Here is a 25,231-nt window from a genome sequence, read left to right as displayed (position 1 = left end):
ATCGCTCGGAACGCCGGGATCACTCTTCGGGCGGGCGGCCGGGACGAGCGGGGAGGCGGCCGCCCAGAGCGGTGGTGACGGCGTCGGCGGCCTCGGCCAGCGCCGCCCCCCGGCGGGCGATCTCGGCGCCGGTGAGGGAGGCGCCGACCTGGAGGGCCAGGACGAACTCCTGGGCTCCTTCGGCGTCGTAGGCGGGTGCGGCGATCAAGTGGACGGGGTGGCTCACCTCGGGGTTCAGCTCGGCGTCGAGGTAGACGCGTTCACCGAGGCCGGACAGGAGTTCGCCCATCAGAGCGCGGGCCTGTGGGGGGAGGTCGCGGGCGGCGGCGTCGTTCAGGAGGGAGTACAGGCGCATGCCCGCCGGGGTGAGGCTCTCGACGAGGTAGCCCGCGGCGCGGCAGCCGGTGACGATGGCGCGCAGGCGTTCGCGGTCCAGGGTCACCGGGAGGGTCGGCTCTTTGGCCAGCCAGCGTTCGAACTCCTCGTCGCGGCCCCACAGGACGTACATCAGACCGCTGGGCGGGGCGAACGGGTAGCGCTCCCCCACACGGGCCGGAGTGAGCCCCGGGACGGCGAGGGCCTCGAGGACCATGATCTCGTCGTCGACGACCGCGGAGACCGTGGCGGCCGTCCGGTAGCGCTCCACCAGCGGTTCGAGGAGGCGGCGGGCGGTGTCGGCGGCGGCGAAGCCGCGCTGGGCGACGCGTCCCGCCGCGATGAGCGCGGGACCGAGGCCGTAGGAGAGGGTGCGGGGGTCGCGGACCAGGTAGCCCGCGGCGGTCAGCTCGGTGAGGATGCCCAGGCAGGTGGGCTTGCTGAGGCCCAGGTCCCGGGCGAGTTCGGACAGGCCGAAGCGGCGGCCGCCGGCCGAGGTGAACCGGTCGAGCACGGCCACGACCCGCGCGGTGGGCGGCGAGCGCCGTTCGGTGGCCATTGACCCTCCCTGGAACACGTTCTACTCTCACAGCACCAGAAATCTACCGATGCGGTACATATTTGTACCGCACATCGAGGGAGCATCGGGTGGCAACGGAGTCCTTCGCCCAGGCGATCGCCGAAGCCGAGCGGATCATCCGCTCGGCCCCGCACATCCAGAACGAGCAGGACCTGGCCGAGGGGCTCGACTACCTCGCCGGCAGCATCAAGGCCTCCCTGCACCTGGCGTGGGCCTACGAACGCGACTTCCCGTTCTTCGTGGCCTCCACCGGCCCGTACAGCAAGCTCGGGCTCGACAACCCCGACACGCTCTACTTCCACTCCTACATCCGCGACGACGCCGAGTACGTCGTCACGGGACGCCGCGGCACCACCGCCGACCTGAGCTTCCAGGTGATGAACGGCGACTACGGCCCCACCAGCTCCCCCGACAGCCTCACCGCGTTCGACGACCGCGAGCTCGAGATCGCGCCGGACGGCACGTTCGAGGTGCGGTTCGGGCCGGAGAAGCCCGACGCCGGGCCGAACTACTTCACGCTCGGCCCCGGCTCGTCGATGCTCATCGCCCGCGAGGTCTACAGCGACTGGGCGAACGAGGACCGCGGCGAGATCCGCATCCACCGCGCCGACACCCTCGGCTCCGCTCCCCCGCCCGCCAAGGAGGAGCTGAGCGCCAAACGCTTCACCGTCGCGGGCCGGATCCTGGTCTCCCGGATCAAGACGTTCCTCGCCTTCCGGGAATGGCATTACCTGGACCTTCCGGTCAACACTCTGACCGAGCCGCGCTCCACGCCCGGCGGCCTCACCACGCAGTACTCCTCCGTCGGGCACTACGACCTGGACGACGACCAGGTGCTGGTCATCACGGTGCCCGCCCCCGCCAAGGACCTCGCGCCCTACTTCGGCTTCCAGCTCGGCAGCCTCTGGTACGTCTCGCTCGACTACATCAACCACCAGACGAGCCTCACCGCCGACCAGGCGCGAATCGACCCCGACGGGATGATCCGCTACGTCGTCAGCGAGCGCGACCCCGGCCTGGCCAACTGGATCGAGCGCACCGGCCACCGGCGCGGCTTCCTGCAGTTCCGCTGGCAGCGGCTCACCCGGGCGCTCACCCCCGAGGACGGCCCGACGGTCGAGATCGTCCCGTTCGACGAGCTACCGAAACTGCCCTACTACGAGCAGCAGCGGGTGGACTCCGCCGAGTGGGCCGCGCGGATCGCCGCACGCCAGACCTCCGTCGCACGAAGGATGCTCGGCTGATGCCCCTGAAGGACAAGGTCATCGTCATCTCCGGCGTCGGGCCGGGCCTGGGGCGGAGCCTGGCCGTGCGGTGCGCCGCCGCCGGAGCCGACGTCGTGCTCGCGGCGCGCACGCAGAAGCGGCTGGACGAGGTCGCCGAGGAGGTCACCGCGCTGGGCCGCCGCGCGGTGACCGTCCAGACGGACATCACGGACGAGGAGTCCTGCCGGAATCTGCTCGACACCGCGCTGGAGTCGTGCGGACGGGTGGACGGCCTGGTCAACAACGCCTTCGCGATCCCCCCGCTGACCGATCTGTGCGATGTCGACTTCGACGCGATCCGCGCCTCCGTCGAGACGAACGTGCTCGCCGCGCTGCGGTTGACCCGGCTGTTCGCACCCGCGCTCGCCGAGCACGGCGACGGCTCCGTCGTCATGGTCAACTCGGCGGTGCTGCGGCACTCCCGGCGCACATTCGGCACGTACAAGATGTCGAAGACCGCGCTGCTCTCCCTCGCGCAGAGCCTCGCCACCGAACTCGGGCCGCGGGGCGTCCGCGTCAACACGGTCGCGCCCGGCTACATCTGGGCCGACAACCTGAAGTTCTACTTCCGGCATCTGGCCCGGGAACGCGGCGTCACCACCCGGCAGGTCTACGAGGAGACCGCCGCGGACCTCGACCTGCGGCGTCTCCCCGAACCCGACGAGATCGCCGACACCGTGGTGTTCATGCTCTCCCCGCTCGCCCGCGCCATCACCGGGCAGTGCCTCGACGTCAACTGCGGCGAATTCCACCACTGACCCCTGGAGGCCCACCGATGAGCACCGTAGGCACCGCTGAGGACCTCCACGCCTCGGCCACCAAGATCACCGGCCTGTCCGACTTCGGGGACGACGACTACCGTGACGGCCTGGCCGTCCTCCTGGACTCCTATGAGAAGGAGGCAGCCCTCACCCCGCTCGGGGTCAAGGCGACCCGTGCCATGCTGCGCGGCTCGCTGGGCGCCCGCCTCCTGGCCGAGCAGGCCTGGAAGCAGCACCCCGAGTACGCGGACGTCCCCGTCGAACGCCCCGTCTTCGTCACCGGCCTGCCCCGCACCGGCACGACCGCGCTGCACCGGCTCCTCACCGCCGACCCCGCGCACCAGGGCCTGGAGGTGTGGCTCGCCGAAATGCCCCAGCCCCGCCCGCCCCGCGACACCTGGCCGGACAACCCGTTCTTCCAGGCCATCCAGGCCGGATACGAACGGCACCACGTGAAGCACCCCGAGTTCATGGGCGTGCACTACATGTCAGCGGACATGGTGGAGGAATGCTGGCAGCTGCTACGCCAGTCGTTCCGCTCCGTCTCCTTCGAATGCCTGGCGCACCTGCCGACCTACTCCGCCTGGCTCGCCGACCAGGACTGGACCCCCGCCTACCGCAGGCACCGCCGCAACCTCCAGCTCATCGGCATGCCCGACGCCGGCAAGCGCTGGGTGCTGAAGAACCCCAGCCACCTCTTCGCCCTGGACGCCCTGCTGGAGGTCTACCCCGACGCCATGATCGTCCAGACCCACCGCTCCCCCCGCACGTCGATGGCCTCGATGTGCAGCCTCGCCGCGCACAGCACGTCCGGCTGGTCCACGGCTTTCGAAGGCCCGGTCATCGGCCGCTCCCAGCTCGACCTGTGGGCCCGTGGCCTGGACAGCTTCCGGGCCGAACGCGCCCGGCACGACCCGTCCCGCTTCCATGACGTCGACTACGACGCGTTCGTCCGCGACCCCCTCGGCACCGTGGAAGGCGTCTACGCGCACTTCGGCCTGCCCTTCACCGCCGAGGCCCGCGCCGCGATGACCGCCCTCCACACCGGAGCAGGCTCGGGGGCGGGCCGTCCTTCCCACACCTACTCGCTGGAGGACTTCGGCCTCACCCCCGAGGAGGTCGACGAACGCTTCGCCGTGTAACCCGTCAGAGCGGGCGGGCCGGGAAAACCGCTGGACGGGCCGCCGCATGCGGGCGATCATCGGGAGCATGTCCAGTTCACAGGGGAATCTCCGGCTTCTTGATGCCCAGTTCCCCCAGGGCGAGCGGGAGCTCTCCTGGGTGATGAACGTCGACGACGCCGACTCCCCCCGTGACGTCATCGACGCGCTGGCGCTCCAGCGGTTCATCCGCGGGGAGCACCCGTACGCCAAATCCACCCGGGTGGAGCGGGTGCGGGCCGACGCGCCGCTCCGCCCCGCCGACTCCACCGTGTTGCGGAGCTCCGAAGAGGACGGGGGCGGATCCGTCCTGGCCGTCGGGGAGGGGTACACGCTGCGGGCGGTCCGGTGGCCGGGAGGCTCCGCGCAGGTCGAGGTCACCGCGACGAGCCGGGAACTGGCGGCCTCCGTGCTGGAGGAGGCGGTACGCGACGCCGCCGAGCCCGCCCCCGAGGACGAGAACCGCGTGGAGATGGGATTCTGGCACGCCGGGATGAACGGCTCCCCCGTCCGCAGGGAACGGTCGATCTCCGCGCCCTCGTGGCCGGACATCCGCGGCAACTACCCGTCCGTGGCGGTACCGGCCCTGGACCGGCTCATGCGGCTCACCTCGCAGGACCTGACCGGGCGGCTCCTGCTGCTGCACGGCCCGCCCGGAACCGGCAAGACCACCCTGCTGCGGGCGCTGGCCCGGGAGTGGTCCGGCTGGTGCCAGGTCGACTGCCTGCTCGACCCCGAGCGGCTGTTCGCCGACCCCGGCTACCTCATGAGCGTCGCGGTCGGCGCGGACGGGGGCGACGACGCCCCCCGCTGGCGGATGCTCCTCCTGGAGGACTGCGACGAACTTATCCGCGTCGAGGCGAAGCAGAACACCGGGCAGGGCCTGTCGCGGCTGCTCAACCTGACGGACGGGATGCTCGGCCAGGGACGCGATGTCCTCATCGCCATCACCACGAACGAGGATCTCTCTCGCCTCCACCCGGCCGTCATCCGTCCCGGCCGGTGCATGGCCCAGCTGGAGATCGGGCGTCTCCCCCTGGACGAGGCGTCCGCCTGGCTCGAGCGTTCCGGGGCCGCACTCCCGCCCGGCGCCCGGATCGCGCCCGAGGGGTCGACCCTCGCCGATCTCACCGCGCTGGCCGCGGCCGAGCAGCAGATCGCCACGGCTCCGCCCGCCCCCGACCTCCCCACAACGGGCTGCTACCTCTGAAACGGCGAGGCCCCGCTCTCCGGACTGCTCCGGAGTTCGCGGGGCCTCGCCGTACAGCGTCAGCGGCCGGGTTCATGCGCCGACGCCTGGGGGTCTGCGCGTCGCACGGACCGTCAGTAGCGACCGCGGTGGGTGCGGTGGCCGCGGCCCGTCAGGGAGGCGGCGATGCCGACACCCACGGCGGCCAGGATCACCTGGAAGGCGAGCTCGATCCAGTCGACGCCGTCGGTGGTCGCGACGCCGACCTGCTGGGCGAGGACGGTGCCGACCAGGGCTGCGACGATGCCGACGCCCACGGTCAGCAGCACGCCGATGGACTGGCGGCCGGGCAGGACCAGGCGGCCGAGCATACCGACGATCGCGCCGATGATGATGGCGGTGATGATTCCAGTGACGGTCATTATGCCTCTCCGAACGCGAACTCAAGTTTTGATGCTGACATTCCTCCATTTGCCCCGAACACCAGGAGTTGATGCGAAATTTATAAGAAAGAGATCTATATCACTTGACAGGACGAGGCGTTTGGTGATCGCCATTCCTGGCAACCCCGCGCGTAATCCGGGTGAAGCGAAGGCGGCTGGAGTGCTAGCGTTCAGCGGCCGGCCGCGGGACTCCGGCGCGACTCCCGGAACCCGCCTGTAAAGCGATGCTTCGCAGTTCGCGCCCCCATTCCCCGGCCGGCCCCATGCCATCGGGAGGGCTCCATGGAGGACGAGGCCGACCTCGTCGCGGCCGAGGACGTGCTGCTGTTCGTCAACGCCGCCATCACCTCGACGGGACAGCGTGAATTCCACTCCGGCGTTGGTGAGCAGGGGCTCTCACTGGACTTCCTGCACCGCTACCTCCTGGGCAACTACCGCGACCTGTACGCCGCGGCTCTCGCCCTGGACGTCAACGACCACAACGCCGCACTGATCATTCACAACCTCCTCCTCACCGCGCGCGAGGCGAAGGACCTTCGGGCCGAGGGCCGCCTCATCGCGCGGAAGCTGGAGACGCTGCCGCCCCAGCGTGTCTACCGGCTGTTCCGGGAGCTGCGGCGGGCGAAGGTGAACAACCGGCGGACGAGGGCCATCATGCGCGACTGGCTGGCGGGGCGGCCCGACCCCGCCTTCGAGGCGGTGAAGTACCGCAGCGGGTTCAAGGGCGCCGTGCGCCACATCCATCTCCGCCCCCAGGGCGAACTGGGAGCCTTCCTCTTCGACCCGTATCGCGGCGGCCCCTACTCCACACCGATTCTGAACTCCTGGCTGCGCGCGCACTATGAGCAGACCGCGATTTATCAATTGCCTTACACGGTGGCGGAAGGTTTCGCGGCGAAACACGGCGTGAAGAGAAGCACCTTTCTCGAGGGAATCGCACCGAGGCTCACCCGGCTGGAGCGGCTGCGGTTGCAGGAGTCGGGCCGTGAAGCGAAGGTGGAGGCGGTGAAAGCCGATCTCTCGATGATGCCGCTGACCCGGCTCGCGTCCTACGCGCTGGCCCTCGGGCCGGCCGAGCGGGCCCGCCGCCACGACGAGCTGACCGGAGCGCTGCGCGCGGCCGCCCGCAGATGCGCGGGCGGGCTCACGGGGAGCTGGGGAGCGGTCACCGCGGTCCTGGACGACAGTTTCTCCTCCTCCGGTTCGGCGCAGAAGCGACGCCGCCCGCTGGCGGTGGCGCTGGCCTGCCACTACCTGCTGGAAGCGCTCGCCTCGCGGTACACGCCGCTGTGGCTGTCGGGACGGCGGGACCCGCTCATGGTCCGCCCGTACGGGGCCACACCGCTGGGCGAACGCATCCTCGATGCGCTGGAGACCGGCCCCGAGCGACTCGTCATCGTCTCCGACGGATGGGACAACTCGCCGCCCGGACTCGCCGGAGAAGTACTGCGGGTGTGGCGCACACGGCTCGATCCGGCCCGTGCCTGCGCCGTCGTCCATCTCAACCCGGTGTACGACGCGGCCGACTTCGACGTGCGCCGCCTGTCCCCCTCCATCCCGACGGCGGGGATCCGCGACGCCGAGAACCTCGTCGCGCTGGTGGAGCTGGCGGGTTTCGCCGAAGGACGCACGGGGCTGCCCGAACTGCGCGCCCACCTGGCCCGCCGCGTCTCGGACTTCCTGGAGGACAGGACATGACCGGCCTCTCGTTGAAGGGCCTTTCCACCCTTCCCGCGCAGGCGTGGGGTGGCGTCCGGCTCGTCCCGCTGGTCCGTGACGAGCCCATCACGGACCTCCGTCTGGACGCCCGCGTTCACGGCGGGTACGGCCTCGTGGAACTCGACGACCGCACCTCGTACTTCTCCTACATCCCGCACGGGTTCGTCGCCTCCTGGACGTCCGACGGCACTCCCGCCGCCGCGTACGGCACCCAGCTACGAGCCCCTGACGGGCCCGAGCATCCGCCGGCCTGCATGCCGCTGCACTTCCACCGCCGCATGGCCCGCCGCACGGACCGCAACCGCCTGCGTTTCCTTCCGCTCCACCTCTCCCTCGAGGGCTACCTGGCGCTGCACTTCGGCGGCCCAGAGATCATGTGGGAGGAATGGTCACGCCGCGCCGTGACCCGAGGCCTCTCCCCGCGCGTGGAAGAGGCGTACACGGGCGCCGCCGTCACCGGCCTGGAGGACGCCCTGCGCGTCTTCGAGATCCACCACGGCCAGTGCGGCATCCTCGTCTATGTGGCGGACGCCCTGGCCGCCGCGTTCGTCGTCCCTCATCCCGCCGACTACCGCGCCCTGCACACCACCCTCGTCCACGACCTGTACGGCGAGCTCATCTACCACTACGCGATTCTCAGCGGCCCCGTCCAGGACTTCCGTCCCTCACTCGACGACACCCGGATCCGTTCCTTCGCCGACCTCCGCGCCCAGGTCCGCGTCCAGCAGGACGCCTGGGCCCGCTTCCACGACGACCTCATGGCCGGCGCCCTCCTCTCCGGCCGCTACACCGGTCAGGCCGTCCGCGACCTCGGCCCCTACCGCCTGTCCCGCCTCCTCCCGTCCTTCGAGCGCCGCCGGGAGAACCACCTGGCCGAGACCATCACCGACGCCTCCGGCACCCTCGCCTACCTGAAGACCTTCCGCCTGTCGGAGAACCAGGTCCGCCGGGGCCATCTCCTGAGCAGCCTGGCCGCCTCGGACTGGAACCTCGCCGACACCGCGGCGGCCCTCGACCTGAGCATGCCCGCCCTCGTCGGCCGCATCGAATCCGCCGGATTCGGCCATCTGCTCCGCCAGGACGTCCTCGACCACTACCGCGCCCAGAGGCGCCTCACGTCTGGAGGCTGAGCGCCGCGTCGCGGACCTCGCTGAGCTCGGCCTCCCAGTCGGCGGGGCTGTGCACGGGCGCCAGGACGAACTTGGAGATACCGGCATCGACGAACCGCCGCAGGTGAGCCTCCAACCCGTCCAGCGAGGGGACGAGCTCGTCCAGCGGCGCGGGACCGTGGACGGCACGGGCTCGGGCGAGGCGTTCTTCGGGAACGTCCGCCCCCTTCCGGTAGGGGATCGTCGCACCGAAATGCTCGGGGTCGATCTCCCGTCCCGCCTCGGCGGCCGCCCGGACGATGGTCTCCCGCCCCGCGGCCGCCTCGGCCGGGGTCACGAAAGCGGCGAGCCACCCGTCGGCCAGTCGGCCCGTCCGTTTCAGCTCGGCCTGCGAACTCCCGCCCATCCAGACGTCGAATCCTCCTCTGACCGGCTTGGGCAACACGCTCACTCCCTCGAAGTGGAACCGCGCCCCGTGATGCGTGACGGCGTCCTCCGCCCAGAACCTCCGCAACAACGGCAGAAGCTCCTCGAACAGCGCCACCCGCTCGTTGCGCCGCACCCCGAACGCCTGGTGCTCCTCCTCCCGCCGCTGCCCGAGCCCGAACGCCGGCAGCAGCCTCCCGCCCGTCAGCCGGTCGACCGTGGCGAGCTGCTGCGCCAGCAGCGCGGGCTGCCGCCCCGGCAGCGTCATCACCGCCGTCCCCATCTTGATCCGCGACGTCAACGCCCCCGCGTACGCCAGCAACGCCACCGGATCCCCGCCGACCCCGGTGGCCCTCTCCGTCACCCACAACGAGTCGAACCCGAGCCGCTCCAACCCCGTCACCAGCGCGGCGAAGTCCTCCCTCTGCGGCTCCCGAACCCCCGGCGCATACCCGATCCGAATCTTCACCATCCCGACGCTAAGCCTCAGACCTCCCACCCGACAAGAACCCGTGCCAGAGCCGCTGCCGGTCAGGAGGACGAGGGCCGGTCGTCTCGGGGGGCGCGCTTGCGGGCGACGGGGAGCGCGGTGAAGCGGGTGAGGAGGGGGCCTACCACGGCCAGGATGAGGACGTAGGCCGAGACGAGGGGGATGAGGCGTTCCTCCCGGGGGCCGATCAGGCCGACGATGATGATCGAGAACTCGCCGCGGGCGATCAGGGCGGTTCCGGCTCGGACGCGGCCTCGCACGGCCACGCCGTCTCGGGAGGCCGCGTACCAGCCGGTCGCCACCTTCGTGACGGCGGTGAGGGCGGCCAGGGCCATGGCGGCGGGGAGCAGAGGGGCCATGGCGGAGAGGCTGACGGACAGGCCGATCGCCACGAAGAACACTGCGGCGAACAGGTCCCGCAGCGGTTCCATCACGGCTCGGGCGCGGTCGGCGGCCTCTCCGGTGAGGGTGAGGCCGACCAGGAACGCCCCGACCGCCGCCGAGGCGTGCACGGATTCCGCCAGCGCCGCCACCACCAGCGTGACTCCCAGCAGCCGGAGCATCAACTGCTCGGCCTCGGGGTGCGCCACCACCCGTCCGACGTGGTGGCCCCACCTGTAGGAGCCCGCGAACGCGGCGACCAGTGCGCCGACGGCGATGGCCGTCCACAACACCGCCTGCCACCAGGCTCCTCCGACGGCCACCACGGACAGCAGCGGCAGGTAGGCGGCCATCGCGAAGTCCTCCAGCACCAGCACCGCCAGCACCGCCGGGGTCTCCCGGTTGCCCAGCCTGCGCAGGTCGCCCAGCAGCCGGGCGATGATCCCCGACGAGGAGATGTAGGTGGCGCCCGCCAACGCCAGGATCCCGACCCCGTTCAGGCCCAGCAGCCACCCGGCCAGGGCCCCCGGCACCGCGTTCAGCGCGACGTCGGCGACCGCCGACGGGACGTGCCGGCGCATGCTGGTGGTGAACTCCGCGATGGAGAACTCCAGCCCCAGCGCCAGCAGCAGGAGGACCACCCCGATCGCGGCGCCGATCCCCACGAACTCCCCGGCCTCGGGGACCCGCACGATCCCGTCCTCCCCCAGGGCCAGGCCGGTGAGGAGGTAGAGCGGGACCGGCGACAGCGTCCAGCGCCGCGCCAGCGCCCCCACCAGGCTGAGCACGATCAGGATCAGGCCGAACTCCAGGAGAAACGCGGCCGAGACGTCCAAGCCGCTCAGCCCCCGAAGAGCCGTTCCACCCCGAGGATGCCCTCGGCGGTGCCGATGACCACCAGGACGTCGCCCGTGCGCAGTGTCTCGTCCGGTCCCGGGGAGGCGATCACCTCCTCGCCTCGCACGATCGCCACGATCGACGCGCCCGTCAGGGTCCGGGCCCGGCTGGTGCCCAGAGGCCGCCCCGCGTAGGGGCTGCCCGCCAGTACCTCCACCTGGCCCGCGTTCAGCCCCGGCACCTCGCGGGTCAGGTCGGCGAACCGCTCGGCGATCCGCGGCGCCCCCAGGATCTGCGCCAGGGTCTCGGCCTCCTCGTCGGTCAGCCGGAACACCGGCCGTGACTCGTCGGGGTCGTTCTCGTCGTAGAGGACCACCTCGAAGTCCCCCGACCGCAGAGCGATCACCCCGATCCGGTCCCCGTCCCGGTTGGTGAACTCATACCGCAGCCCCACCCCCGGCAGGAGCACCTCATTCACGTCCATGCGTCCCCACGATGCCACACAGGGTGCCCGACCGGTTTCGTAGAGTCGCGTTCGGGGATGTCTCTTGCGGACCAGACGGAGACAGGGGGCCGGGGATACAGGTCGATCTTCGCGGCAGGAGCGCGCTGGTGACCGGCGCGGCCAGGGGGCTGGGGGCCTCCATCGTGCGGCGGCTCACCGAGGCCGGAGCCATGGTGTGGGCCGCGGACGTCAGGGAGAAGGAGCTCAAGGAGCTGGCGCGGGAGCTGGGCGAGGACGGCCGGACGGTCCAACCGCTGGTGTTCGACATCCGTGACAGCGGTCAGGTGGCCTCCGCGGTGGCCGACATCTGGGACTCCTCCGGGAGCCTGCACATCCTGGTGAACAACGCCGCGGTGGACGTGAGCAAGCCGATCGAGCATCTGTCGGCCGAGGAGGCCGACCTGGTCATCAGCACGAACCTGCTCGGGCCGGTCCACCTGTGCCTGGAGAACTACCGGCGGATGATCAAGCAGGGCGGCGGCCACATCATCAACGTCCTGTCCACCGCCGCCAACCGCACCTGGACCGAAGCCGGGCCCTACGCCGCCAGTGAGACGGGGCTGCGCGCGTTCACCCACACCCTTTTCCAGGAGGCCCGGCGCGACTGCATCGGCATCGGCGTGACCGGCATCATCGCCGGAGGCATGGAGACGCGGTTCATCCTCGAGCGTTTCCCCGACGCCGACACCTCCAAGCTCCAGGACCCCGCCATCGTCGCAGACACCGTCATGTACGCATTGTCCGTCCCTGTCGGGAGCGTCGTCGGCGAGCTGGTCATCGTCCCGCGCAACGAGCCGTCCTGGCCGTGACCCGGGCCAGCCGGTACCCGAACAGGAGGTCCACCCATGCAGCCCGGCCGCGCGCCCGTCTCCGAAGCCCATTACGACCGGGTGGCGATCATCACGGGTGCGGATTCGGGGATCGGGAAGGCGACCGCGGTGACGCTCGCCGAGCAGGGCTTCGACGTCGGCATCACGTTCCACTGCGACGACGTCGGCGCCCAGCAGACGGTCCATGAGATCCTGGCGCACGGCCGCCGCGCCGCCGTCCGCCGCCACGACCTGACCGACCCCGTCACCGCGTCGGAGGCCGTCGACGAGCTGGCGGACGAACTGGGCGGCCTCGGCATCCTGGTGAACAACGCGGGCACCGGCAGCAGCACTCCTCTGCTGGAGATGGATTTCTCCGAATGGCGCTCCGTGCTGTCCGTCGACCTGGACGGCGCTTTCCTGTGTTCCCAGCGTGCGGCCCGTCGCATGGTGGAGCGCGGCGCGGGCGGCAGGATCGTCAACGTGACGAGCGTGCACGAGGAGTACCCGCGAGTCGGCGCGGGCCCCTACTGCGCGGCGAAGGGCGGTCTGCGTCTGCTCTCCCGCGTCCTGGCCCTGGAACTGTCGTCGCACGGCATCACGGTGAACACCGTCGCGCCGGGCGAGATCGCCACTCCCATGACCGGACAGCACGACCGGCCGCCGCGGCCCGGCACCCGTCCCGGCTACCCGCTGGACCGCCCCGGTGACGCGCGTGAGGTCGCCTCCGCCATCGCCTTCCTGGCCTCCCCTGCCGCCTCCTACATCACCGGCGCCTCCCTGTTCGTCGACGGCGCCCTCGGCCTCATGGGGCCGCAGGCCGCCGGAGCGCTCACCTCCCCGGACTGGCGCGAAGGTTAACCCATTAATGGCGTTTTGTCCTTGTTGACTTGATTAACAAGGACTGCTTTGCTATGGACTCGTCACACCCTCACCCTTCCCCCGGCCGAAAGAGGGACGCTGTTGCGCGGTTACGCCGTGGTCGACGTGGAAACGACCGGCTTCACCCCCACCCGCGGCGAGATCGCGGAGATCGCCGTCGTGCACACGGACGAGAAGGGGAACGTCACCGGCACGTGGGACACCCTGGTCCGCCCGCGCGGCCCGATGGCCGGGACGAGAGTGCACCGCATCACCGCGGCCATGGTGCGCTCGGCCCCGACGTTCGAGGAGGTCGCCCACGAGGTCCGCGCCCTCCTGGCCGGCCGCGTGGTCGTGGCGCACAACCTGCCCTTCGACGCGCGTTTCCTCACCGCCCAGCTCGAGGACTCCGGTCTGCCCACCCCGCAGATCTCGTCGGGCGTCTGCACCCTCCGCCTGGCCCGCCGCAGCCTACGCGGTCCGTCGTTCAAGCTCCCCGACTGCTGCGACGAGCTCGGCATCCCCCTGTCCGGCGCGCACGCGGCCCTGGCCGACACCCTCGCCACGGCCACCCTGTTCCGGCACCTCGTCTCCCGGAGCGGCCCTCCTCCGGGGCGGCTCGTCCCGGCCCTCACCGTCCCCGGTCCGCGCGTCCCCGTCCGGCGGCTGTCCCGCGCGATATGAGCATGAGAGCGGATACCGACGTTCCCAGCGGGCTGCGATCGTGGTTGTATGCGCCGGTTTCTGTGGTTTCCAGTGGCCCTTTTGCTGCTCGGGGGTTGCGCCGCGCCGATCGAGGAGCAGGCGGCCGACAAGGCGCGTGACGAGGCGCGCGAGATCATGCGGCGGCTGCACGGCCATCGGGTGTGGCCCGCCACCGCGGTCCGCTGCTTCGAACTGCGCTTCTCGGTGAAGAACGACTGGGACGAGGAGCCGCTGGACGCGGACTGCCCGCCCGGCAGGCCCCTCACCTTCGAGCCCTGGCCGAAGACCCCCGAGATCCCGGACGAGAAGCTCGACAAGGCACTCCCCCACATGCCGAGCGGCGGCGAGGTCGACGAGCGGGAGGTCCGCGAGGCCGTCGCCTCCCTCGGCCTCGACCCGGCGGTCCACGTCGAGATCGGTTCGAAGGACGGCGTGGTCGGAGTCCTGCTGCGGGTCAAGCCCTATCTGAGCGACGCGTTCGACTGCACTCTGGCCCGCGTCGCGCCCGGCAGCACGTCAGTGTGGTCCCCGCCTCGCATCCAGCGCATGCCGGGCGAAGGCGGCTGCTTCCTCGGAAGCGCCCTGAACCCGCTGCGCCCCCCGCACTGACCGGCCTCGGCCGGGCCGGTTTTTCGGTTCACCCCGAAGCACACCGAGATGTCGGCCGGAGCGTTCTGCTCCACGCTGCAGCTGAACCTCCACTACGTCCGCCCGCTGCGCATCGGCGCCGGTGAGGTCTTCGCCGAGGGCCGCGTCCTGCACTGCGGCCGGACCGCCGCCACCGCCGAGGCCTACATCACCGACGCCTCCGGCAAGCTCCTCGCCCACGGCACGACCCACTGCACGGTCCTGCGCCCCTGACCCCACCCGAGCCCCGTGCCCGGTTCAGCAGAGGAGCCGGGCGCGGAACGAGATCCCGTGCGAAACGCTCGCGGTCGCCGGGGGTCAGGCCTCCGTGTCGTCCCGGTCTGGGATGACGGCCACGTCCTCCGGGTCGAACATCTGCAGGCCCTCCGCGCCGCCGCCGTCGCTGATGTCCTTCTGCACGGGTTTGCCGGTGGCGACCTCGATCAAACGGACGAGTTCCTCCAGACGCTTCGCGAAGAACCCCTCGAAGTCGTCGGACCTCAACTTCGAGGCGTCCACCAGGTGGCTGCCCACCAGGGCCTCCAACTGCGCGACGCCGATCCCCGCCTTCTTCTCGATCTTCGCCAGGTACGCGGAGGGCGCCGCACCGCCGATGGCCTGGTTCGTCTTGGCGGAAAGCGGCGTCTTGTTGACGATGCTCTCCCGCTTCATCGGATCGATGCCTTGGTCGAGGCACCACTTGCTGGGGAAGATGTGGTGGATGTCGACGGCGAGCTCCGCGTACTGGACCTTGTCCAGCGACTTGTCGTACATCCAGTCCTTGGCCCCCTGGGACAGGATGAGAGCGTAGATCCCCTTGTAGGCCGCCGCGTTCCGGGTCCGCAGGGACAGCAGGCGGGAGGCGGCGAACGTGCAGTCCGCGACGGTCCGCGGCATCGCCCTTTCGTTCCCCAGCGCCCAGTCGGGAACGGACTCGACGTCACGCGCGAACCGGGTCTCGATGGCGCTGCCGTAGAGCTCACCGAGGATGCCGCACCAGAACCACTGCGCGAGCTTCGCGCGCACCCCGTGGAGGTCGGCGGCGTCCCCCAGGATGACCTTCACCGCCGCGAGCGGGACGAGCTGCTTGGGATAGGGCAGGAACTTCACGTCGAAGATGTGGTGGTCGGCGAGGAAGGTGGCCGACCAGGCGAAGGCGCCGCGGAGCGGCTTCACCCATTCCAGGTATTCGTCCAGGGACAGCTTGAGCAGATCCTCTTTCCTGGCGGACACGGCGGGCGGCCGGCCGGATGTGTCCTCCTTGGCCCGTTTGAACGAGGCGAGCAGGCTCACCGCCTGGAGGAAGTCGGTGTTCTCGACGGCGGACAGAACCGGGTGCGCGGCGAAGCCCTTCTGGGTCGCCTGCCAGTCGTCGTTGAGCCGGAAGTCCGTGCCGTGGGTGTCGAAGTACTTCTTGTCGCCGGCGAAGGTCGCGGTCAGGAGCTCGAAGACGTTGAGCGGGAGGCCTCCCGTGTTCACCTTCTCGAAAACGGTGGCGACGGCCGCCTTGCTGGTCGTCTTGTCCAGCTCGATGGCGGGGATGTTGTAGGTCGAGCAGGGCTGGATGACCTTGGCGTGGAAAGTGCTGGCCTGCTCCTTGTCCTCGCAGGCGAAGAGCCAGTTGACGGTGTCCGCCCCGCCGAAGAGAAGGCGTACCGGGAAGTATCCGTGCTTGCGCTCGAGATCCGCGGTGGACAGGTCGAGTTCGACGTCCTTGCCGAAGTTGCTGCGCAGGACGCCGTCGCCGGGAACCGAGATGACGGATTCCTCGATCCGGTCCTCGCCGAGCAGCGCGGTGTCCATCCGCACGTAGTAGCGGCGGTCCATGAGCTTGCCCCGGCTGTCCTTGGTGTGGACGACGCCGTCGCCGGTCAGGGCCTGGGTGAGCGAGGTGAGCCGCTGCTGGCCGTCGAGGAGCAGCAGCTCGGGCTCCGTCTCCTCGGGGAGGACGACCCCTTCGACGGGACGCGGTTTGAAGCGGATCTGGTCGTTGCCCGTCTTCAGCATCATGACCACTCCCAAGGGATGGCCCCGGAGGATCGTGACGAGCAACTGGCGGATGCGCTCGTCGTCCCACTTGTAGCCCCTTTGGAAATCGGGAAGCTGTATGTGGCCGCTGGTGGTCCACTTCAGGTACTCGGCCAGTTCGTACAGAGGCGTCTGGAAACCCATGTCATCAATCTTCATCGAAGACCGGCCGCTCGTGGTGAGAAACCTGAATCAAGAGCCCCGGCCTCATGGCCATGTCACAGGTTCCAGGGATCGACGGTCGCCGTGTGCCACGCATTCCCGTCTTGATCCGCCGTACGCCAGTCGCTGACCGCGCTAAGTGGCGGAGAGCCCGGCCACACTTTCCGCAAACCTGCCGATGGCTTCGGCCGCACGATCGGCGATCGTGGCCAGGTCTGCGGGAGCCGCCATGGCATGCGAGGACGGGCGGGTCAGGACAGGTCGGCGTCGTGGGCCAGGAGGGCGATCTGGGTGCGGTTGTCGAGGCCGAGCTTGGTGAGGATGTGGGAGACGTGGGCCTTGACCGTCGAGACGGTCATGAAGAGGTCCTCGGCGATCTCGGCGTTGGTGCGTCCCCGGGCGATGGCCAGGACCACCTCGTTCTCGCGGGGGCTGAGGGCGGCCAGGGCGGCGCGGGAGCGCTGGTAGGCGCCGGCCTGCGCGGCGGAGCGCTCCATGAGGCGGCGGGTGACGCGGGGGGACAACATCGGGTCTCCGGCGGCGACCCGGCGGACGGCCTCGACGATCCGCGCGGGCGGGGTGTCCTTGAGCAGGAAGCCGCCGGCGCCCGCGCGCAGGGCGAACAGGATGTCCTCGTCGGAGTCGAAGGTGGTCAGCACGATCACCTCGGGCGGGTCGCGGCGGCGGCGCAGCTCGCGGGTGGCGGTGATGCCGTCGACCCGCGGCATCCGCAGGTCCATCAGGACGACGTGGGGGTCGTGCGCCTCGACGGCGGCCGGCACCTGGTCCCCGTCGTCCGCCTCGCCGACGACCGTGATGCCGTGGATCCCGTCGAGCATCATGGTGAGGCCGGCACGGACGAGGGCGTCGTCGTCCACGATGAGCACGCGCAGCTGATCGCTCACGCGGGCCATGGTAGCCATGCGTGCAGCCGGAACTCGCCGCCTGTCGCATGGTGGTCGAGGCTCCCTCCGGCCAGGCGCACGCGTTCGGTCAGGCCGACCAGCCCGGTGCCCGTGCCGGGGACGGACGGCCCGGCGGCCCCGTCCTCCGGGAGCGGGTTGCGGATGTCGATGTCGAGCCTGTCGCCGGGCCCTCCGGCCACCACCACCTGGACCGGCAGCCCGGCGGCGTGTTTGCGGGCGTTGGTCAGGCCCTCCTGGACGACACGGTAAGCGGTCCGTCCCGCGGAAGGCGGGAGGGCGGAGGGGTCGGCCACCTCGTTGCGCAGCCGGACCGGCTCTCCGGCGTCACGCGCCTCGTCGAGGAGGCGGGGCAGGTCGGTCAGGACGGGCTGGGGCCGCTGGGCGTCGCCTTCCTCGTCCCGCAGCAGCCCGATCACGTCCCGGAGTTCATCGAGCGCCTGGTGGACGCTCTCGCGGACCACGCCGGCGGCGCGGGAAAGCTGCTCGGGCGGGGCGTCGGGGCGGTACTCCAACGCCCCCGCGTAGGTGGCCAGGAGCGACAGCCTGTGCGCCAGGACGTCGTGCATCTCCCGCGCGATGCGGGTGCGTTCGGCCATCCGGGCCTCGGCCACCCGCCTGCCCTGTTCGGCCTCGGCGCGCAGGGCGCGTTCGCGCAGCGAGTCGATGAGCGCGCGCCGCACCCGGGTCAGGGCGCCCCACCCGACCAGAGCTCCGTACCCGACCGCGATCAGGAGCAGCCACCAGGCGAAGGAGATGCCGCCGCTGGGCCGCCAGAGGCCTTGCGCCGCATGGGCGGCGACGCCCGCCGCGGCGACCGCGACCGCGACCGGGAACGGGCGCCGCTGCGCGACCAGCAGCGCGCCCAGCGTGGCCGGCGGGGTGGCCGCGGGCGACAGCGCCGCCAGGACCGTCAGCATCAGCGCCCCGGGAACCGGCCGTCTCATCAGAACGGGCAGCAGGGCGCAGCCCAGCAGACCGGCGAGGAGGTCCAGGACCGGCGGCCCGGCCGCCGGGTCGGCGGCGTGGACGCCCCAGACGGTGACGGCGACGAGTGCGCACACCCCGGTGGTCGCGCCCGCTGCGAGGACCTTGCCGGAAAAGCGCTCCGGTGCGGGCTCCGCACCGCATGACCCCTGGATGCTCACGGCCCGAGGCTAACCGGGGAACCGGCATCGCCGACACCGACCAAAGTAGGTGGCCGCCTGCACCGAGGTAGCGGGCTGTCCCCGTCCGACGCCCGATGCGGCCGCCGCACCGGTACGGCGACGCTGTGACCGTCGAAGCACACTTCCCACGAAACCCTTCTGGAGCGCAGCATGCCCATCGGCTATCTCGTGACCGTGACCCTCATCGCGGTCTGCACGCTCAGCGCGCTGATCCCTCCACGCAGGCCGCGCCTCCTGGCCGTCGCGGGCTTCCGCCTCGGCCTCGCGATCAACGAACTACCGGCCGTCGCCTTCGTCTGGCTCCTGGCGTCGACCCTCCTGGCCTTCGCGCAGGGCGACATCGCCACGGCGGGCGGCTGGTCGGTCTTCGGCCTGGCCGTACTGACGGCCTGCGGGCTCGCGGTCATCGCCTGGCGCGGCGCCCGGACGGGTGCCGCGGTCGACCGCGCCCTGGACCGGGGGCTGGGCCCCGGCTGGCGCGACGCGATCGACCCCCGCCTGGCGGCCGGGCTGCGCGACGGGATCCCGCTCGGCCGCGCCCTGCTCGCCCCGTTCTCCGTCCGGCGACACGACGTGGAGAAGACCGCGGACATCGCCTACGGCCCCGCGGGCGAACGCAACCTTCTGGATCTCTACCGCCCGCGCTCCGGCGCCCCGACCGGCCCCACCCTGATCCACCTGCACGGCGGCGGTTTCACCGGCGGCAGGAAGGACCACCAGGCGCTCCCGCTCCTGTACCGGCTGGCCGGCCAGGGCTGGGTGTGCGTCAGCGCGAACTACCGCCTGCGCCCCGAGGCCGGCTTTCCCGACCACCTCGTCGACTACAAGAAGGTGATCGCCTGGGTGCGGGAGCACGGCCGCGAATACGGCGCCGACCCCTCCCAGATCTTCGCGGCGGGCACCTCGGCCGGCGGGCACATGGCCGCGATGGCCGGCCTGACGCCCGGCGACCCGAGGTTCCAGCCCGGCTTCGAGCACGTCGACACGTCCGTCTCCGCCGTCATCTGCCTCAACGCCTACTACGGCCCCCTCGACGACGGAAAGGAGGTGCCGTCGTCGCCCGAGGCCTGCATCCGCCGGGACGCCCCGCCGGTCTTCATCGCCCACGGCGACAGCGACACGCTGGTCCCCGTCGAGGACGTCCGCCGCTTCGCCGAGAGGCTGGCGCTCACCTCGTCCGCCCCGACGGTCTACGCGGAGCTTCCGGGAGCACAGCACGCGTTCGACCTGTTCTCCTCCCCGCGTTTCGAGACCGTCGTCAACGCCGTGGAGGCCTTCACCGCCTGGGTCCGCTCAACGCAGACGGAGACTCGCGGCCGGTGATCGCACGCGACCACGGGAGCCGACACGCACGACCGACGCACCGCGGAGCGGGCTCCTCCGGTGTCAGCCGCGTTCTTTGAGCCGACGGCTCAGCGACGTGAACTGGGCGGGGGTCAACGTGAGGTGCCCGGCCTCGGGGTTCTTGGAGTCCCGGACGCCGACGGCCGACGGGAGGCGGGACAACTCGACGCACGCCTCATCTTGAACACCTGTGCTATAGGAGCTCTTACGCCACTGAATGCTCATGCGAGGGCCTCCATCTTCCTGTCGATCAGAACCCTCGTGTCCTCATCGGACAGGGCCTTCTGACTGATGAAATCCCAATCTACGGCCACTTCGCGGACTTCTGCCGGAGACTCGATCATGCGACCTCCGCGCCACGCACCCACATACGCGACATCGCGGTCGGCGAGACCAAGAAAACGCATGGGGCCATCTGTACCCAGATGCGAACCCGCAGTCTTCGGAATGACCCGGACACCGATATGAGGGCATTCGCTGAGTTCGCGGAGATGAATCAGCTGCTCACGAAGCACCTCAGGACCACCTGCCTGTTGCTCGAGCACGGACTCTTCGAGAAGCGCCCAGATGTAGGGAGGCCGTTCACGGTTGAGGATCGCCTCCTGCCTGAGCAGACGGGCCTTCACCGCGGCTTCGATGTCGGTGATCGTCCGAGACGCTGACAGCTGCGCACGGATGGTGTCCTCAGTCTGGAAAGGACCGGGGATCACCTGGCCGTGGTAGATCTTCAGCACCTGCGCAACGGCTTCGTACTCGGCCAGAGTCTTGGCCCAATCAGGGTTATGGCCCATGCGCGCGTAGAAGACGATGGTCTGGATGAGCTCGCCGGTCCCGTAACGCTCGTCGAGCACCCGGGCGTAGTCGTCGCCCAGCTTGCGCCGCCCCGCCTCGAAGTTGGAAACAGTCCCACGCGTCACGTCCAGAAGCTTGCCGACCTGGGTGAGCGAGAGCCCGTGCCGCTCGCGCAGCAGCCTTATGGCGTAGGCGAGGAAATGCCAGTGGGAGAGCTTCGGGTCGACCTGGTCGCGTACGTGAACGGGCATCCTCTTCGGCCTCCTGTATTCATCTGACAGGGAGACAACCGAGAGTAATCCTCCGGTGCGATTCTCGTGGGAGAAATCAAGAAGCCCGTTGACCTGGGAGGACTCGGTGTCCGTGATGACGATGGACGACCTGCGCCTGGACCTGCTCGGCTCGCCCGCGGCCGCGGGCCTGGCCCGTACGCTCCTCTGCCAGAGGCTGCGCAAGTGGGGCCACTCCGCGCTCCTCGACGACGTTCTGCTCGTGGCGAGCGAACTGCTCACCAACGCCGCCGAGGCCACCCCCGGCGAGCAGATCCGCCTTCGCCTCGGCCGCAACGCGAAGGGCGTCTTCCTCGGCGTGTGGGACTCCTCGCCGCTCCGCCCCTACGCCAAGCCCGTCCTCTTCCTCACCGGCGAGGACCTCGACGCGACCGACGAGACCTTCGACCACGGCGGCGGCTGGGGGCTCCCCCTCATCAGGGCCCTGGCCACGGCATGCGGGGTCCAGCACGACGAGCGGGGCGGCAAGTGGGTCTGGGCGACGTTCGACGCCCGGACCTGACCCGGGCGGGCGGCGGCTGTGCGGTGTCGCGCCCGGCTCACCGGCGGCTACCCGAGTCTGCTGGGCCGGAGCAACGCCGACGCCGGGTGTGAACGTCTGAGAAGCATGAGATTCACTGCGGTCGCTCTCCTTCTGTTTCTGGTCACTGCTTGCGGGTCGGAGGCGGCTCCCATGACCGGGTCCGCGCCTCGGTACACGGGGACCGGGACGGTGCTCGAGAACGAGCGCCACGGGCCCCAGTTCTGCCTGTCCGTGGCCGACTCTCTGCCGCCGCAGTGCGGTGGTGCCGACATCGTGGGCTGGAACTGGAAGGCGGTACGGCACGAGTCACGCGACGGCGTGAAGTGGGGCGAGTACACGGTGGTCGGGACGTGGGACGGCGCGCGGCTCACGCTGACCGAGCCTCCGAAGGCTCCGCGGCGGCCCGATCCCGACGACGAGGACTCGTTCGCCTCACCGTGCCCGACGCCTGCCGGCGGCTGGAAACCGGTCGATCCGGCTCAGGCGACCGAGAAGTCGTTGCAGGCCGCGATGCGCGTCGCCCGAAAGTCCCCTCAGTACGCGGGGGCCTGGGTCGACCAGAGCTACCTCGGCCCCGGCCCCATTCGGGAGTTCGAGGGCAACGACCCCGCGAAGCTCGTGCTCAACGTCAGGTTCACCGGTGATCTCGACGGTCATGAGCGGCGCGTGCGGGAGGTCTGGGGCGGCGCGCTCTGCGTCTCCCCCGCGAAGCACACCGAAGCGGAACTCCGAGGCATCCAGATGAAGGTGCAGAAGGAGATCCCGGGAATTCAGGGCAGCAGCGTGGACACGATCAAAAACCGGGTGAGCGTGACCGTGTTCGTCGTCACGGACGAACTGCGGAACGACCTCGATTCCCGCTACGGCCCGGGGACGGTCCGCGCCTGGGGCGTACTCGAACCCGTCGCCGACTGACGTTTGGCGGCGATGCGAGAACCGTGGCCGGAACAGGCACGTCCACCGACGATCAACGGCTCCCGCCTCGAGCGACGCGCGCCTGGGCGGTCGCCGCCAGGTGGGTCGGGAAGTTCCGGTCGTCCGCGCCGGGGAAGATGGTGAGCGGTCATGGGTGGGGAGCGCTTCGCAAGGAGGTCCGACGATGGCGAGCGGTTATTTCCAGGCTCCGGCCTATTACCGGCCGATGCCCGATGATGCGCCTGCGGTGTTCCTGGCCGGCGGCATCAGCGGGTGCCCGCCGTGGCGTGAACACGCCATCGAACTCCTCGGCGGCGCCGACGTCGCCGTCCTCGACCCCGCTCGCGCCGACTTCCCCTTCGACGACCCGGACGCGAGGTGGGAACAGGTCTGCTGGGAGCAGCATCACCTGCGCCTTCCCGGGGTCATCACGCTGTTCTGGTTCCCCGATTCCGGCGCGGTCGTCCAGCCCATCGCGCTGTTCGAACTCGGTCAGGCGCTGGGGGAGCACCGCGACCCGGTGGTGGGCGTCGACCCAGGCTACGTTCGGGCCGATGACGTGCGGATGCTGTGCCGTATCAACGCTCCCCGCCTGACCGTCCACGAAGACATGGACAGCCTCCTGGCCGAGGTCCTGACTCGCGTCGAGACGGCTCGATGAGGAGAGCCGACCAGGTCACTGAAGATCACTCCTCGGGTGCGGGCCGCCCGGCCGTGGTGCTGGACCGGTAGCGCCGAGCCGCCGGGCCGCCGGGCCGAGCAGGGTCCCCCAGACGAAGAACCAGGGGCTCCACAGGTAGAGGTGCCACCGGAAAGCGTGCCGGTCGAAGTCGGCCGGGACTTCGGAGGATTCGAGCTCGATCACATCTTCCAGTCCCTGGAGGGGGATCTCTCCGCTCTGGCGGCCCTCCTTCTGGAAGATGAGGAGGCGGTCCCGGCCGCACTCGCCCCTTTCCTTGCGAATGCGGCACCAATCCGGTCGGAGGTGATACCGGGTGGGAGGGAGCGCGCCGCCTCTTCCACAGACGCGACACGCCACGCTCTGTCGGTCTGTAGTGTACGGAGCGTGAAGCATTTCAACACGGCCGGCCGCTGCCGGGAGGAGCTGCACTACATGCTTCCCCCGGAACCCCGGCTGCCCGAGGCGAGGGAGTACATCGAGCGGGGCTTCTACTTCGTTCTTCACGCGCCGCGGCAGTCGGGGAAGACCACGGTGCTGGAGACCCTGGCCCGCGCGTTCAACGCCGAGGGCAGGTACGCCGCCGTCTGGTTCTCCTGCGAGCGTGTGCGCACCGCGCAGACCATCGAGGCCGCGGAAGACCAGCTTCTGGAGATCATCGCCAGGGCCGCCGAGAGGCAGATCGCGCCGGAGTGCCACCCGCCTCGTCCGTGGCCGGACGCCAGGCCCGGCAACCGGCTGTACGAAGCGCTCCGAGCCTGGGCGATCCACTCTCCGCTCCCGCTGGTGCTGTTCTTCGACGAGATGGACTCCCTGCAGGACGACGTCCTGGTCAGCGTGCTCAGCCAGCTGCGCGACGGCTACCAGAGCGGTGAACGGGAGGAGTTCCCGCACTCGGTGGTGCTGTGCGGGATGCGCGACGTCCGCGACTACAAGGCCGCCTCGGGCGGCGATCCGAACCGGCTGGGGACGTCGAGCCCGTTCAACATCAAGGTGGAGTCTCTTCGCCTGGGCGACTTCACCCATGCTCAGGTCGCGGAGCTCTACGAGCAGCACACCGAGGCCACCGGCCAGAAGTTCTCCCCCGAATCCGTCCAGCGCGCCTTCGAAGCCAGCCAGGGACAGCCGTGGCTCGTCAACGCCCTGGCCCGCGAAGTCATCGAGAAGATGCGAGTTCCGGTGTCCGAGCCGATCTGCGACGAGCACATGGACCAGGCGGTGGAACGCCTCATCGTCTCGCGCGCGACGCATCTGGACTCCCTGGCCGCCCGGCTGCACGAGCCGCGGGTCAAACGCGTCATCGAACCGATGCTCGCCGGCACGGACGACATCACTGATGTCGCTTACAACGACGACGCCTCCTATGTTCGGGATCTCGGCCTGGTCAAGACGGGCCGCCCGCTGCAGATCGCCAACCCGATCTACCAGGAGGTCATCGCCAGAGTCCTCACCGAACACGTCGAGGACCGCATCGACGTCGACCCCCGCTCGTTCATCACCGCCCAGGGCCGCCTGGACTTCCGCAAGCTCCTGAGGGAGTTCCTCGGCTTCTGGCGGCTCAACGGCGAGATCCTCGCCCGCCAGCAGACCTATTCCGAAGCCGCCTGCCAGCTGGTGTTCATGGGCTGGCTGCACCGCGTCGTCAACGGCGGAGGCCTCATCGACCGCGAATACGCCCTCGGCCGCGGCCGCATCGACCTCCTGGTGCGCTGGCCCCTGCCCGACCGCACCTGGCAATGGGAGGCCGTCGAACTCAAAGTCCACCGCCCCGGCCGCCCCGACCCCACCGCCCAGGGCCTCACCCAACTCGACGGCTACCTCGACCGCCTGGCCCTGAGCCAAGGCACCCTCGTCGTCTTCGACCAGCGATCCGAACCCCCGTCCCTCACCGAGACCACCAGCCCGTCCGGCCGCACCATCGCCCTGCTCCGCATCTGAGCTCGCGCCACCGAGTACACGAGTGGGCCGGGTCTTCGCCTACGGCACCGCCAAGTCCCCGACGGCCCGGCGCTTCCACCTCTGGCGTGTCAGCCCCTGAGTGCGTGTTTTAGAGCTGATCGTTGAGGTCTACCGGGTGTATTCCAGGGGCCTTGGTCCGGTGCGGGTGGCGGGGCGGCCGCGGGCGATGCGGCGGCTCATCTGGTCGATGGCGGCCCAGCGGATG

Annotated in this window: 27 protein-coding genes; 16 read left to right on the top strand and 11 right to left on the bottom strand. The window is 70.3% G+C overall.

Annotation, left to right across the window (positions count from 1 at the left end):
- Positions 1-19: 19 nt before the first annotated feature.
- Entirely contained in the window at positions 20-934 is a 915-nt protein-coding gene (locus tag ABGB12_RS33255) for a helix-turn-helix domain-containing protein (RefSeq protein WP_347684207.1), read from the bottom strand.
- Positions 935-1,023: 89 nt separating this feature from the next.
- Here ABGB12_RS33255 and ABGB12_RS33250 point away from each other — a divergent pair, with 89 nt between their 5' ends.
- From ABGB12_RS33250 to ABGB12_RS33235, 4 genes are all read left to right on the top strand, one after another.
- Positions 1,024-2,199, top strand: coding sequence for a hypothetical protein (locus tag ABGB12_RS33250; protein ID WP_347684205.1), 1,176 nt, complete (start codon positions 1,024-1,026; stop codon positions 2,197-2,199).
- Positions 2,199-2,978, top strand: a complete 780-nt coding sequence (locus ABGB12_RS33245; protein ID WP_347684203.1) for an SDR family oxidoreductase — start codon at positions 2,199-2,201, stop codon at positions 2,976-2,978. Before ABGB12_RS33250 ends, ABGB12_RS33245 begins: the two co-directional genes overlap by 1 nt.
- Before the next feature lie 17 nt (positions 2,979-2,995).
- Positions 2,996-4,123, top strand: a complete 1,128-nt coding sequence (locus tag ABGB12_RS33240) for a sulfotransferase (RefSeq protein WP_347684202.1) — start codon at positions 2,996-2,998, stop codon at positions 4,121-4,123.
- 67 nt (positions 4,124-4,190) lie between these two features.
- On the top strand, positions 4,191-5,351 hold the full coding sequence (locus ABGB12_RS33235; RefSeq protein ID WP_347684200.1) for a DUF5925 domain-containing protein: 1,161 nt from the start codon (positions 4,191-4,193) through the stop codon (positions 5,349-5,351).
- A gap of 113 nt (positions 5,352-5,464) precedes the next feature.
- Here ABGB12_RS33235 and ABGB12_RS33230 read toward each other — a convergent pair whose 3' ends face one another.
- Positions 5,465-5,752, bottom strand: coding sequence for a GlsB/YeaQ/YmgE family stress response membrane protein (locus tag ABGB12_RS33230; protein WP_347684198.1), 288 nt, complete (start codon positions 5,750-5,752; stop codon positions 5,465-5,467).
- Positions 5,753-6,055: 303 nt separating this feature from the next.
- On the opposite strand from ABGB12_RS33230, the gene ABGB12_RS33225 reads away from it, so the two are divergent.
- Together ABGB12_RS33225 and ABGB12_RS33220 are read left to right on the top strand one after the other, a co-directional pair.
- On the top strand, positions 6,056-7,471 hold the full coding sequence (locus ABGB12_RS33225) for a hypothetical protein (protein ID WP_347684196.1): 1,416 nt from the start codon (positions 6,056-6,058) through the stop codon (positions 7,469-7,471).
- On the top strand, positions 7,468-8,622 hold the full coding sequence (locus ABGB12_RS33220; RefSeq protein WP_347684194.1) for a hypothetical protein: 1,155 nt from the start codon (positions 7,468-7,470) through the stop codon (positions 8,620-8,622). The genes ABGB12_RS33225 and ABGB12_RS33220 overlap by 4 nt, the downstream gene beginning before the upstream one ends.
- Here ABGB12_RS33220 and ABGB12_RS33215 read toward each other — a convergent pair.
- The 3 genes from ABGB12_RS33215 to ABGB12_RS33205 form a co-directional block, all read right to left on the bottom strand.
- Positions 8,606-9,496 (bottom strand): LLM class flavin-dependent oxidoreductase, encoded by an 891-nt coding sequence (locus ABGB12_RS33215; RefSeq protein WP_347684192.1) that lies wholly within the window; start codon positions 9,494-9,496, stop codon positions 8,606-8,608. The genes ABGB12_RS33220 and ABGB12_RS33215 overlap by 17 nt on opposite strands.
- Before the next feature lie 62 nt (positions 9,497-9,558).
- Positions 9,559-10,734, bottom strand: coding sequence for a cation:proton antiporter (locus tag ABGB12_RS33210; protein WP_347684190.1), 1,176 nt, complete (start codon positions 10,732-10,734; stop codon positions 9,559-9,561).
- A 5-nt stretch (positions 10,735-10,739) separates the two neighbouring features.
- Positions 10,740-11,219, bottom strand: coding sequence for a cation:proton antiporter regulatory subunit (locus ABGB12_RS33205; RefSeq protein WP_347684188.1), 480 nt, complete (start codon positions 11,217-11,219; stop codon positions 10,740-10,742).
- 128 nt (positions 11,220-11,347) lie between these two features.
- On the opposite strand from ABGB12_RS33205, the gene ABGB12_RS33200 reads away from it, so the two are divergent.
- The 5 genes from ABGB12_RS33200 (at position 11,348) to ABGB12_RS33180 (ending at position 14,476) form a co-directional block, all read left to right on the top strand.
- Positions 11,348-12,049: an SDR family oxidoreductase gene (locus tag ABGB12_RS33200; protein ID WP_347684186.1), complete on the top strand. Its 702-nt coding sequence runs from the start codon at positions 11,348-11,350 to the stop codon at positions 12,047-12,049.
- Between the two features lie 36 nt (positions 12,050-12,085).
- Positions 12,086-12,910, top strand: coding sequence for an SDR family oxidoreductase (locus ABGB12_RS33195; RefSeq protein WP_347684185.1), 825 nt, complete (start codon positions 12,086-12,088; stop codon positions 12,908-12,910).
- A 102-nt stretch (positions 12,911-13,012) separates the two neighbouring features.
- Positions 13,013-13,594: a 3'-5' exonuclease gene (locus ABGB12_RS33190; protein WP_347684184.1), complete on the top strand. Its 582-nt coding sequence runs from the start codon at positions 13,013-13,015 to the stop codon at positions 13,592-13,594.
- 81 nt (positions 13,595-13,675) lie between these two features.
- Positions 13,676-14,224: a hypothetical protein gene (locus ABGB12_RS33185; protein ID WP_347684183.1), complete on the top strand. Its 549-nt coding sequence runs from the start codon at positions 13,676-13,678 to the stop codon at positions 14,222-14,224.
- Positions 14,225-14,272: 48 nt separating this feature from the next.
- Positions 14,273-14,476, top strand: a complete 204-nt coding sequence (locus ABGB12_RS33180) for a PaaI family thioesterase (RefSeq protein ID WP_347684181.1) — start codon at positions 14,273-14,275, stop codon at positions 14,474-14,476.
- Positions 14,477-14,560: 84 nt separating this feature from the next.
- Here ABGB12_RS33180 and ABGB12_RS33175 read toward each other — a convergent pair whose 3' ends face one another.
- From ABGB12_RS33175 to ABGB12_RS33165, 3 genes are all read right to left on the bottom strand, one after another.
- Positions 14,561-16,414, bottom strand: coding sequence for a DUF262 domain-containing protein (locus tag ABGB12_RS33175; RefSeq protein WP_347684179.1), 1,854 nt, complete (start codon positions 16,412-16,414; stop codon positions 14,561-14,563).
- A 269-nt stretch (positions 16,415-16,683) separates the two neighbouring features.
- Positions 16,684-17,346: a response regulator transcription factor gene (locus ABGB12_RS33170; RefSeq protein ID WP_347684177.1), complete on the bottom strand. Its 663-nt coding sequence runs from the start codon at positions 17,344-17,346 to the stop codon at positions 16,684-16,686.
- Complete coding sequence (locus tag ABGB12_RS33165; RefSeq protein ID WP_347684175.1) at positions 17,334-18,503, bottom strand: histidine kinase; 1,170 nt, start codon at positions 18,501-18,503, stop codon at positions 17,334-17,336. The genes ABGB12_RS33170 and ABGB12_RS33165 overlap by 13 nt, the downstream gene beginning before the upstream one ends.
- Before the next feature lie 171 nt (positions 18,504-18,674).
- Between ABGB12_RS33165 and ABGB12_RS33160 the strand changes: the two genes are divergently transcribed.
- Positions 18,675-19,847: an alpha/beta hydrolase gene (locus tag ABGB12_RS33160; protein WP_347684173.1), complete on the top strand. Its 1,173-nt coding sequence runs from the start codon at positions 18,675-18,677 to the stop codon at positions 19,845-19,847.
- Between the two features lie 63 nt (positions 19,848-19,910).
- On the opposite strand, the gene ABGB12_RS33155 is transcribed toward ABGB12_RS33160, so the two are convergent.
- On the bottom strand, positions 19,911-20,093 hold the full coding sequence (locus ABGB12_RS33155) for a DUF397 domain-containing protein (RefSeq protein ID WP_347684171.1): 183 nt from the start codon (positions 20,091-20,093) through the stop codon (positions 19,911-19,913).
- The gene (locus ABGB12_RS33150) at positions 20,090-20,911 is read right to left on the bottom strand and encodes a helix-turn-helix transcriptional regulator (protein WP_347684169.1); all 822 of its coding nucleotides are present in this window, start codon (positions 20,909-20,911) and stop codon (positions 20,090-20,092) included. The genes ABGB12_RS33155 and ABGB12_RS33150 overlap by 4 nt, the downstream gene beginning before the upstream one ends.
- Before the next feature lie 115 nt (positions 20,912-21,026).
- Here ABGB12_RS33150 and ABGB12_RS33145 point away from each other — a divergent pair, with 115 nt between their 5' ends.
- The 3 genes from ABGB12_RS33145 (at position 21,027) to ABGB12_RS33135 (ending at position 23,049) form a co-directional block, all read left to right on the top strand.
- Positions 21,027-21,452 (top strand): ATP-binding protein, encoded by a 426-nt coding sequence (locus ABGB12_RS33145; protein WP_347684350.1) that lies wholly within the window; start codon positions 21,027-21,029, stop codon positions 21,450-21,452.
- 210 nt (positions 21,453-21,662) lie between these two features.
- Positions 21,663-22,388 (top strand): hypothetical protein, encoded by a 726-nt coding sequence (locus ABGB12_RS33140; protein ID WP_347684167.1) that lies wholly within the window; start codon positions 21,663-21,665, stop codon positions 22,386-22,388.
- A 184-nt stretch (positions 22,389-22,572) separates the two neighbouring features.
- On the top strand, positions 22,573-23,049 hold the full coding sequence (locus ABGB12_RS33135; RefSeq protein ID WP_347684165.1) for a nucleoside 2-deoxyribosyltransferase domain-containing protein: 477 nt from the start codon (positions 22,573-22,575) through the stop codon (positions 23,047-23,049).
- Positions 23,050-23,064: 15 nt separating this feature from the next.
- Here ABGB12_RS33135 and ABGB12_RS33130 read toward each other — a convergent pair whose 3' ends face one another.
- Positions 23,065-23,253 (bottom strand): hypothetical protein, encoded by a 189-nt coding sequence (locus ABGB12_RS33130; protein WP_347684163.1) that lies wholly within the window; start codon positions 23,251-23,253, stop codon positions 23,065-23,067.
- 201 nt (positions 23,254-23,454) lie between these two features.
- On the opposite strand from ABGB12_RS33130, the gene ABGB12_RS33125 reads away from it, so the two are divergent.
- Positions 23,455-25,005, top strand: a complete 1,551-nt coding sequence (locus tag ABGB12_RS33125; protein WP_347684161.1) for an AAA family ATPase — start codon at positions 23,455-23,457, stop codon at positions 25,003-25,005.
- The last annotated feature ends 226 nt before the right edge of the window (positions 25,006-25,231 follow it).

It is taken from the genome of Actinocorallia sp. B10E7 (assembly GCF_039871655.1).
In the GTDB taxonomy this organism is placed as follows: domain Bacteria; phylum Actinomycetota; class Actinomycetes; order Streptosporangiales; family Streptosporangiaceae; genus Actinocorallia.
Note: the sequence above shows the minus strand (reverse complement) of the source record. Positions and strands in the feature narration are given on the sequence as shown.

Coding starts and splice junctions, on each gene's coding strand:
- ABGB12_RS33255 (WP_347684207.1), bottom strand. CDS start 934: ATGGCCACCGAACGGCGCTCGCCGCCCACCGCGCGGGTCGTGGCCGTG.
- ABGB12_RS33235 (WP_347684200.1), top strand. CDS start 4,191: ATGTCCAGTTCACAGGGGAATCTCCGGCTTCTTGATGCCCAGTTCCCC.
- ABGB12_RS33225 (WP_347684196.1), top strand. CDS start 6,056: ATGGAGGACGAGGCCGACCTCGTCGCGGCCGAGGACGTGCTGCTGTTC.
- ABGB12_RS33145 (WP_347684350.1), top strand. CDS start 21,027: ATGACGATGGACGACCTGCGCCTGGACCTGCTCGGCTCGCCCGCGGCC.
- ABGB12_RS33240 (WP_347684202.1), top strand. CDS start 2,996: ATGAGCACCGTAGGCACCGCTGAGGACCTCCACGCCTCGGCCACCAAG.
- ABGB12_RS33230 (WP_347684198.1), bottom strand. CDS start 5,752: ATGACCGTCACTGGAATCATCACCGCCATCATCATCGGCGCGATCGTC.
- ABGB12_RS33155 (WP_347684171.1), bottom strand. CDS start 20,093: ATGAGCATTCAGTGGCGTAAGAGCTCCTATAGCACAGGTGTTCAAGAT.
- ABGB12_RS33135 (WP_347684165.1), top strand. CDS start 22,573: ATGGCGAGCGGTTATTTCCAGGCTCCGGCCTATTACCGGCCGATGCCC.
- ABGB12_RS33170 (WP_347684177.1), bottom strand. CDS start 17,346: ATGGCCCGCGTGAGCGATCAGCTGCGCGTGCTCATCGTGGACGACGAC.
- ABGB12_RS33220 (WP_347684194.1), top strand. CDS start 7,468: ATGACCGGCCTCTCGTTGAAGGGCCTTTCCACCCTTCCCGCGCAGGCG.
- ABGB12_RS33175 (WP_347684179.1), bottom strand. CDS start 16,414: ATGGGTTTCCAGACGCCTCTGTACGAACTGGCCGAGTACCTGAAGTGG.
- ABGB12_RS33195 (WP_347684185.1), top strand. CDS start 12,086: ATGCAGCCCGGCCGCGCGCCCGTCTCCGAAGCCCATTACGACCGGGTG.
- ABGB12_RS33180 (WP_347684181.1), top strand. CDS start 14,273: ATGTCGGCCGGAGCGTTCTGCTCCACGCTGCAGCTGAACCTCCACTAC.
- ABGB12_RS33205 (WP_347684188.1), bottom strand. CDS start 11,219: ATGGACGTGAATGAGGTGCTCCTGCCGGGGGTGGGGCTGCGGTATGAG.
- ABGB12_RS33150 (WP_347684169.1), bottom strand. CDS start 20,911: ATGCCCGTTCACGTACGCGACCAGGTCGACCCGAAGCTCTCCCACTGG.
- ABGB12_RS33160 (WP_347684173.1), top strand. CDS start 18,675: ATGCCCATCGGCTATCTCGTGACCGTGACCCTCATCGCGGTCTGCACG.
- ABGB12_RS33245 (WP_347684203.1), top strand. CDS start 2,199: ATGCCCCTGAAGGACAAGGTCATCGTCATCTCCGGCGTCGGGCCGGGC.